Genomic DNA, 7,275 nt, shown 5'->3' on the forward strand with positions numbered 1-7,275 from the left:
TGGCGCCGTAAAAACGGTCTAAAAAGGCGGGCCGTGGTTGTAAACATCGTGTATAAATTGGCCCGCGCCGTTTTTTTGCCGCGATTACGCCCGGTTGAGGATAGAATACGCAAACGTCCGCATAAAACTGTACATAAACCCAGTATCGAAATTACAAGCTTGATCACGTATGGCCACTAAAAAACCAGTTTCCGACTACAGCGAAGCATCCATCCGGGTCCTCAAGGGCCTCGAACCCGTCAAGCAACGCCCGGGTATGTACACCCGCACCGAGAATCCGCTGCACATCATCCAGGAGGTGATCGACAATGCCTCGGATGAGGCGCTGGGCGGACATTGCAAAAACATTATCGTCACGCAGAACGCCGACGGCAGCATCACCGTCGAAGACGACGGCCGCGGCATCCCGGTCGGCCTGCACCCCGAAGAGGGCGTGCCGACGGTGGAAATCGTGTTCACCCGCCTGCACGCGGGCGGCAAATTCGACAAGGGTTCGGGCGGCGCCTACGCCTTCTCCGGCGGTTTGCACGGCGTCGGCGTGTCGGTCACCAACGCGCTGTCCAAGCGCCTGGAGATCACCGTCTGGCGCAAGGAGCCCGACGGCACCGGCCTGCACAAGCTGGCCTTCGAGCACGGCGACGTGGTCGAGCCGCTGTCCTCCGTGGTCGCGCCGCGCGACGGCAAAAAGTCCGGCACCCGCGTCACCGCCTGGCCGGACGCCAAATATTTCGACTCCCCCGCCATCTCGCAGACCGAGTTGCAGCGCCTGTTGCGCTCCAAGGCCGTGCTGCTGCCGGGTGTGACCGTCACGCTGACCAACGCCAAGACCGGCGAATCGCAGGTCTGGCAGTACAACGACGGCCTGCGCGGCTACCTGACCGAGGCGCTGGCCCAGGCCACCGACGGCGAGACCCTGATCCCGCTGTTCGAAGGCGCGCAGTTCGCCGGCCCGGACGCCGAAGGCTTCGCCGAGGGCGAAGGCGCGGCCTGGGTGGTGGCATGGACCGAACAAGGCGCCGTGGTGCGCGAATCCTACGTCAACCTGATCCCCACGCCCAACGGCGGCACCCACGAATCGGGCCTGCGCGACGGCTTGTACGGCGCGGTGAAGAGCTTCGTCGAGATGCACTCGCTGCTGCCCAAAGGCGTCAAGCTGCTGCCGGAAGACGTGTTCGCGCGCGTCTCCTTCGTGCTGTCCGCAAAAGTGCTGGACCCGCAGTTCCAGGGCCAGATCAAGGAACGCCTGAACTCCCGCGACGCCGTGCGCCTGGTCTCGACCTATTCGAAGCCGGCGCTGGAGCTGTGGCTGAACCACCACGTCGACTACGGCAAGAAGCTGGCCGAACTGGTCATCAAGCAGGCGCAATCGCGTCTGCGCTCGCTGCAAAAGGTCGAGAAGAAGAAATCGTCCGGCGTGGCCGTTTTGCCGGGCAAGCTGACCGACTGCGAATCGACCGACGTCGCCCGCACCGAACTGTTCCTGGTCGAGGGCGACTCGGCGGGCGGTTCGGCCAAGATGGGCCGCGACAAGGAATTCCAGGCCATCCTGCCGCTGCGCGGCAAGGTGCTCAACTCCTGGGAAACCGATCGCGATCGCCTGTTCGCCAACAACGAGATCCACGACATCTCGGTGGCGATCGGCGTCGATCCGCACAGCGCCGACAGCATGCCGGATCTCTCCGGTCTGCGTTACGGCAAGATCTGCATCCTCTCCGATGCGGACGTCGACGGCTCGCACATCCAGGTCTTGTTATTGACGCTGTTCTTCAAGCACTTCCCCGGCCTGATCGCCAACGGGAATATCTGCATCGCCCGGCCGCCGCTGTACCGCGTCGACGCGCCGGCGCGCGGCAAGAAGCCGATCCAGAAGCTGTACGCGCTCGACGCCGGCGAACTGGTGGCGATCGAGGACAAGCTGCGCAAGGACGGCCTGAAGGAAGGCGCCTGGTCGATCTCGCGCTTCAAGGGCCTGGGCGAGATGAACGCCGAACAGCTGTGGGAAACCACGATGAACCCGGACACCCGCCGCCTGCTGCCGGTATCGCTGGGCGCCTACGCGCACGGCGAATCGTCGGCGCGCTTCAATATGTTGATGGGTAAGGGCGAAGCGGCCGCGCGCCGCGCCTGGATCGAAGAACACGGCAACGAAGCCGAAGCAGATATCTAATTACTGACCGACTATGACTCATCAAGCAAATCTCTTTGACGAACCGGCGCCGCAAGCGGCAGCGGTGGCTCAACCTGTGGCACCTGCGGCACCTGCGCCCTCGCCTGCGCCCGCGCAAGCGGCCGGCGACGAGGCCGTGCACGACGGCGCAAGCGCCGCTCCGCAGGACGGCGGCGGCAATGACCACAATGGCGGCGGCAACGACGGCAATGGTGGCGGCAACGACGGCCCACCGGGCGGCGGCGATGACGGCGACGGCGGCGACACGCTGACCCTGTCCACCTTCGCCGAACGCGCCTATCTCGACTACGCCATCTCGGTGGTCAAGGGCCGCGCGCTGCCGGACGTGTGCGACGGCCAGAAGCCGGTACAACGCCGCATCCTGTACGCGATGAACGAAATGGGCCTGAACAGCACCGCCAAGCCGCGCAAGTCGGCGACCGTGGTCGGCGACGTGCTCGGTAAATTGCACCCGCACGGCGACCAGTCGGTGTACGACGCCATGGTGCGCATGGCGCAGGACTTCTCGCTGCGCTACCCCCTGGTCGACGGCCAGGGCAACTTCGGCTCGCGCGACGGCGACGGCGCCGCGGCGATGCGATACACCGAAGCCCGATTGACGCCGATCGCCAAGGTGCTGCTCGACGAGATCAACCTCGGCACCGTGGAATTCCAGGCCAACTACGACGGCTCGACCGAAGAACCGTGCCTGCTGCCGGCACGCCTGCCGATGGTGCTGCTGAACGGCGCCTCCGGCATCGCGGTCGGCCTGGCGACGGAAATTCCGTCACACAACCTGACCGAAGTGGCGCAAGCGGCCGTCGCGATGATCCGCAATCCGAAGATCAGCCACGCCGAATTGATGGCCATGATCCCGGGCCCGGACTTCCCCGGCGGCGGCCAGATCATCACCCCGCCGTCGCAGATCAGCGACATGTACGCGACCGGCCGTGGCAGCATGAAAGTGCGCGCCCGCTGGAAGATCGAAGAGCTGGCGCGCGGCCAGTGGCAGGCGGTGGTCACCGAACTGCCGCCGGGCACCTCGTCGCAAAAGGTGCTGGAAGAGATCGAAGAGCTGACCAACCCGAAGATCAAGATGGGCAAGAAGGCGCTGTCGCCGGAACAGATGGCGCTCAAATCGCTGATCCTGAATTCGCTCGACACGATACGCGACGAATCAGGCCGCGCCGCGCCGGTGCGCCTGGTGTTCGAACCGAAGTCCAAGAACCAGGACCAGACCGAATTCATGCTGCTGCTGCTGGCGCATACCTCGCTCGAATCGTCGGCCTCGATCAACCTGGTGATGATAGGCGGCGATGGCCGTCCACGCCAGAAGGGCCTGACCGACATCCTGCAGGAGTGGGTCGAATTCCGCTTCGCCACCGTCACCCGCCGCACGCAGTACAAGCTGGGCAAGGTCGACGCGCGCATCCACATCCTGGAAGGCCGCGAGACCATCCTGCTCAACATCGATGAAGTGATCCACATCATCCGCAATTCGGACGAACCGAAATCGGCGCTGATGGAACGCTTCCGCCTGTCGGAGATCCAGGCCGAAGACATCCTGGAAATCCGCCTGCGCCAACTGGCCCGCCTGGAAGCGATCAAGATCCAGCAAGAACTGGCCGAACTGCGCAAGGAAAAAGGCCTGCTGCAAGACCTGCTCGACAACCCATCGTCGATGAAGCGCGCCATCATCAAGGAAATCGACGCCGACGCCAAGACCTATGGCGACGCCCGCCGCACCCTGATCGAAGAAGCGCAGAAAGCCGTGGTTGAACAGAAGGTGGTGGACGAAGCGGTCACCGTCATCATTTCGGAAAAAGGCTGGATACGCGCGCGCACCGGCATCGGCCACGACGCCGCACAATTCACCTTCAAGGCCGGCGACACACTGTACGGCGCCTTCGAATGCCGCACGGTGGACAACCTGCTGGCCTTCGGCAGCAACGGCAAGATCTATTCGGTGCCGGTAGCGGCCCTGCCTAACGCGCGCGGCGACGGAGTGCCGATCACCACCCTGATCGACCTGGCGTCCGGCGCCCGCATCCAGCACTACTACGCCGGCACCGGCAGCACGCAGCTGCTGCTGGCCACCAGCGCCGGTTTCGGCTTCGTCGCCAAGGCCGGCGACATGGTCAGCCGCATCAAGGGCGGCAAGGCCTTCATCACCCTGGAAGACGGCGACGTGCCGCTGCCGCCGGCGGTCATCGCCGACGGCGCCAGCGCGGTAGCCGTGTTGTCGGCCAATGCGCGCGTGCTGGTGTTCGGCATGGACGAGATGAAGGTGCTGACCAACGGCGGCCGAGGCGTGATCCTGATGGAGTTGGACGACAAGGAAACGCTGATCGCGGCCAAGCCTATCAGCCAGAAAGGCGTGATCGTGGCCGGCATCGGCCGTGGCGGCAAGCCGCAGGAAGAACGCCTGTCCGCTTCGGCGCTGGCGGTCCACTTCGGCAAGCGCGCCCGCAAGGGCAAGGCGCTGGCGACCAAGATCAAGCCAACCTCGTTGACGCCTATCGTCTAAAACACACAGACGAAAAAAACCCCGGAGGGGGTCAGTTCCGGCATCGTGCCACGCGTGGCACGATGCCGGAACTGACCCCCTCCGGGGTTTTTTATGCGCTGCCGATTAGTTCTTGGCGGCGGCGGCTTTGATGTCGGCAGCCGATTTGGCTTTGACGGCGTCGGTCTTGTTGGCGGCGATGGCTTTGTCGGCGGTCGCGTCAACGGTTTCCTTGATGGCCTTGGCGTCGGCTTTCACGTCTTTTTTGCCGGCTTTTTCTTCAGCCTTGGCGACCGATTTGTCGCCCTTAGCTTCTGCCTTGGCTTTGTCTTCAGGATCGGCCTTGGCTACTTTTTCGTTGGCTTTGGCCTTTTCCACGCTGACGTGGGCGGCGCCGGCGTCATGGGTCTTGTGGGCTTTGGCGACAGCCTTGTCGACTTTCTTGTCGGCCTTGACGTCGGCCTTCAATTCCTTCTGCTGCGCCTTGGCCACGTCCTGGCCGGCTTCATTTTCAGCCTTGACGACGGCCGGAGTCTGCACCGGGGTGGTTTGTGCGTAAGCGGCGGTTGCAAACAGGCCGGCGATCAGGGTAGCGATAATCTTGTTCATGGTGTTTCCTCTCAAAGTTTTATTTGGATGCGTTCTTGTCTTGCCACGTACCCAGAATAGGCCGATGCGATGAAGCACTCTGTACGGTATCGTACTTAAGGCCGATTACTTGCCCGCCCCCGGCCGCGAGTACAAATCGATGATGGCGCCGATGGCGTCGGCGCAGACGGCGCAGAACTTATCGCTGCGGTCGAACATGATGCACTGCATCTGCGGACGATAGTAGCCGCTGGCCTCATAGTTCGCCCCCTCGAACGCGCCCACCGTGTGGAACTGCGGGTCTTTCGAGAACAGCGCGTTGGTCGATTCCAGGTCCTTGCGGAACAAGGCGCTCATCTCCGACTCCGGCCGGTTGGCGGCGCGCAGCGCGGCGCGTTCCTTCTGGTAGGCGCGCGACGCGGTTTCATAGGTATCCTTGGCCCACGGCGTCGGCAGCGGCGTGCCGTCCTTGACGAACTTCTTCCATTTCAGCTTGGACGGGTCGCGCAGCGCCGTGGCATTCGGCTCCCACGGCTCCTGGCGCGTGCCGTTCGACTGGTAAGCCACCGGTGAGGTGTAGTACTCGTCGGCCAGGCCGGCGAAGTGGTGGCCGAATTCGTGCACGAACAGGTAGTCGGCCCAGTCGTTGTTGGCCGCCGCGGTACTGAACTGGCCGAAGATGCCGCCGCCGCCGTAAGTCTCGTTGTTCACCAAAATCTCGATGAACTCATACGGCGCGTACTGCGCCAGCTCGCGCAGCGCGCGGTTGTCGGTGGTGAGCACATAACGCTCGCTGCCGAAGATGTCGTAGCGCGTACCCAGCGCCGACGCATGATGCACGCCGGTCGAAGGACGCGACACGCCCGATTCCTCGGTCGGCAGCGCCAGCGCCCAGACGTTGAAGTCCTTGGCGCGCTCCTTGAACGGCGAGGTGGCGAACAGGTGGTCGGCCAGCTTGCGCGCGGTCGCTTCGAACTTGGCCATGTCGGCCTTGGTGTAGCCGTCGCCCAGGATCAGCAGGTCGACCTTGTCCGGCGACGGGCCGTTGACGCGGATCGCGATCGGCTTGGGCGCAGCCGCCATCGACGCGGGCGGCGTCTGCTTGCGCACCACGTCCATCGCGTCGGTATCGACATCGGCGGTCCACACCACCGAGAAGGCGTTGCGGTCGTCGCGCTTCAGGATGCGCACGCGCACCGGGCGGTCCGGCTTGGGAAAGCGCACCGATTCCTGGAAGCCGCGATTGCCGTGCGCCGCCTCGTCGGTGCTGCGCCATTCGGCGAACACGGTGGAGAAACCACGCGAGTACAGCAGCTCGCCGGTCTTGGCGTCCACCACTTCGACCATGTTGTTGCCGCGATTGGTGTCGTCGATGGTGCGGCGCATATCGCCCGGCCACGGCAGCGGCTCGATCACCACGCGCTCCATCGCATAGTTTTCGTTGAGCGCGTTGCCGCTGTGGAGATAGTCGAGACGGACGGTGGCGGGTTGCGCGGCCATAGATGGCAGGGCGGCGACGGCAGCGAAAGCGGCCAACGCAAAGGATAAAAGGCGGCTCATGGTCATCCTGTGGTCAAGTTACAGAGACCGCCATTGTAATCCCGGCAGGACGGGGTGATGGGAGTGACCTACCCACTCGCCGCACTGAAACCTCCTGCTTTTTCCGCTGGATCTTACTTGTTTATCCTGTTTTTACAGTGTAAGCGTGCAGCCGCCCCATCTGGCATCGATGACTGAAAGCGTGGACACTTCGAATTTTTAACGTCGGAGGGTCTGATGATTGTTTCAGCAAAGGACAGGTTGTGGAAAGAGCGGATCGCTCAATGGTATGAGAGTGGGCTGACGCAGAGTGCCTATGCCAGGCAGATTGGCGTTGCTCAGAAGAGCATTAGTTACTGGGCTCATAAATTCAGTGGGCAGCAGGTGCTGCCAGCCACGCCAGCCTTGCTGCCGGTACAAGTCATCCTCCCATCAACTGATGCCGTAGCCGAAATGACGCCACCTATCACGCTGC

At 63.4% G+C, this 7,275-nt stretch carries 5 protein-coding genes; 3 read left to right on the forward strand and 2 right to left on the reverse strand.

What is annotated here, in order from left to right:
* Positions 1 to 169 precede the first annotated feature (169 nt).
* Positions 170 to 2,167 carry a DNA topoisomerase IV subunit B gene (locus AC07OK_RS09955; protein WP_494690156.1) on the forward strand — a complete coding sequence of 666 codons (1,998 nt, stop codon included), beginning with the start codon at positions 170 to 172 and terminating at the stop codon, positions 2,165 to 2,167.
* Positions 2,168 to 2,435: 268 nt separating this feature from the next.
* Positions 2,436 to 4,694, forward strand: coding sequence for a DNA topoisomerase IV subunit A (parC, locus tag AC07OK_RS09960; RefSeq protein WP_494690168.1), 2,259 nt, complete (start codon positions 2,436 to 2,438; stop codon positions 4,692 to 4,694).
* A 105-nt stretch (positions 4,695 to 4,799) separates the two neighbouring features.
* On the opposite strand, the gene AC07OK_RS09965 is transcribed toward parC, so the two are convergent.
* Together AC07OK_RS09965 and AC07OK_RS09970 are read right to left on the reverse strand one after the other, a co-directional pair.
* On the reverse strand, positions 4,800 to 5,282 hold the full coding sequence (locus AC07OK_RS09965; protein ID WP_494690157.1) for a hypothetical protein: 483 nt from the start codon (positions 5,280 to 5,282) through the stop codon (positions 4,800 to 4,802).
* A gap of 105 nt (positions 5,283 to 5,387) precedes the next feature.
* On the reverse strand, positions 5,388 to 6,821 hold the full coding sequence (locus AC07OK_RS09970) for an IgA Peptidase M64 (protein ID WP_494690158.1): 1,434 nt from the start codon (positions 6,819 to 6,821) through the stop codon (positions 5,388 to 5,390).
* Positions 6,822 to 7,037: 216 nt separating this feature from the next.
* Here AC07OK_RS09970 and tnpA point away from each other — a divergent pair.
* A partial coding sequence (tnpA, locus tag AC07OK_RS09975) for an IS66 family insertion sequence element accessory protein TnpA (protein ID WP_494690159.1) occupies positions 7,038 to 7,275 on the forward strand: 238 nt, incomplete at its 3' end.

Source organism: Duganella sp. GW821-FHT07G03 (assembly GCF_059418605.1).